Raw genomic sequence first — 1,704 nt, 5'->3', positions numbered from 1 at the left:
CATCCCGAACAGCCACTCCCCCGAGGCGATCATCCACTTGCCCAGCGGCGGATGCGCGACGAACGAGGCACAGTCGGACGACTGAGGGCACTGGCGGAAGATGTCCAGGTTCCCGGCGATGAGCCGCCGGTCGGCGATCGGGTTCTTGGCGTCGCCCAGCATCGCGCGCTCGACGCCGTACCTGAGCAGGGACCAGGCGTCCTTGGCGTAGTAGGTCTCGTCGAAGACGACGGCCTTCGGCTCACCGAGGCGGACGAACCGCAGCAGCCCGCCGAAAAGGGCGACCAGCAGCGGCCCCGCCCAGCCTAAGAGGGGCCGCCCCTGGAACGGCGGGACCAGCCGTCGTGCCGTCTCCCCCATGTCGATCACCCTATGCGTTTGTGCACCAGGTCATAAAGTTCGCGTCTCGGCACACCCGCGCCCTTGGCCACGTCGGCGATGGCGTTCTTCCGCTGCTCGCCCTCGGCCACCCGGCGGTCGACCTCGGCGACCAGCTCGTCCATGTCGGGCTCGCCCGCCCCCGGCACGCGGCCCGCGACGACCACGGTGATCTCGCCCTTGACGCCGCCCGCGGCCCACTCGGCCAGCTCGCCGAGACCGCCGCGGCGCACCTCCTCGTACGTCTTGGTCAGCTCGCGGCAGACGGCGGCGGGCCGGTCGGGCCCGAACGCCTCGGCCATCGCGCCCAGCGACTCGGCCAGCCGGTGGGGGGCCTCGAAGAAGACCATCGTCCGCTCCTCGGCCGCCAGCGCGGACAGCCGCCGCGCCCGGTCGCCGGTCTTGCGCGGCGGGAAGCCCTCGAAGCAGAACCTGTCGCTGGCCAGCCCCGACACGGCGAGGGCCGTGGTGACGGCGCTCGGCCCCGGCAGCGCGGTCACCGTGATGCCCGCCTCGACCGCCAGGTGGGTCAGGCGGTAGCCGGGGTCGGACACCCCCGGCATGCCGGCGTCGGTGATGACCACGACCGTGCGGCCCTGTCTCAGCGCCTCGACGAGCTCCTGGGCGCGGCCCGCCTCGTTCTGGTCGTAGTAGGACACCACCCGGCCGCTGATCTCCACGCCCAGCTCGGTGGCGAGCCTGCGCAGCCGTCTGGTGTCCTCGGCGGCCACCACGTCGGCGCCGGCGAGCACCTCCCGCAGCCGCGGCGAGACGTCACCCGCCTGACCGATGGGGGCTCCGGCCAGCACCAACCTGCCTTCTCCAGTCACCCGACCATTGTGGCAGGGCATACCAATTAGACCGTGATTCTTGCAGTACCTAACGGCTTGGGGCCCGTACGATGTCCGAATGGCGGTGACCGATTCCCCGTACCAGGCCTACGACAACCCGGAGGTCGGCGAGAGCCAATCGCAGACGCGGTCCCTGCGTGACCGGGTGATCCCCCCCATGCGTGGCAGCGTCCTGTGGGGGTGGGTCGGCCCGCTGCTGGTCACGCTCTTCGGCGGCATCCTGCGCTTCGTCAACCTGGGCCATCCGCGGGCCGTGGTCTTCGACGAGACCTACTACATGAAGGACGCCTTCTCCCTGATCAACTGGGGTGTCGAGCGCGTCACGATCAAGGACGCGGACAAGGCGATCCTGGCCGGGAAGACCGGCATCTGGCAGTCGTGCACGCAGGAGACGCTCGACAAGTGCGCCTCGTACGTGGTGCACCCGCCGCTCGGCAAGTGGATGATCGGCGCCGGTGAGTGGCTGTTCGGGCTC

The 1,704-nt window shown here is 70.6% G+C and carries 1 protein-coding gene and 2 pseudogenes; 1 reads left to right on the top strand and 2 read right to left on the bottom strand.

Annotation, left to right across the window (positions count from 1 at the left end; all coding sequences use genetic code 11):
- Both AB0J71_RS49940 and rsmI read right to left on the bottom strand, forming a co-directional pair.
- A pseudogene (locus AB0J71_RS49940) lies at positions 1-360 on the bottom strand (phospholipid carrier-dependent glycosyltransferase); the annotation flags it as partial.
- Positions 361-365: 5 nt separating this feature from the next.
- Complete coding sequence (gene rsmI / locus AB0J71_RS49935) at positions 366-1,208, bottom strand: 16S rRNA (cytidine(1402)-2'-O)-methyltransferase (protein WP_352331356.1); 843 nt, start codon at positions 1,206-1,208, stop codon at positions 366-368.
- Between the two features lie 79 nt (positions 1,209-1,287).
- Here rsmI and AB0J71_RS49930 point away from each other — a divergent pair.
- Positions 1,288-1,704 (top strand): annotated as a pseudogene (locus tag AB0J71_RS49930) (phospholipid carrier-dependent glycosyltransferase); the annotation flags it as partial.

Origin of the sequence: Nonomuraea sp. NPDC049637 (genome assembly GCF_040675235.1) — a bacterium.
Classification (GTDB): Bacteria; Actinomycetota; Actinomycetes; order Streptosporangiales; family Streptosporangiaceae; genus Nonomuraea.
The sequence above is the reverse complement of the archived record's forward strand: the minus strand, read 5'-3'. Positions and strand labels throughout refer to the sequence as shown.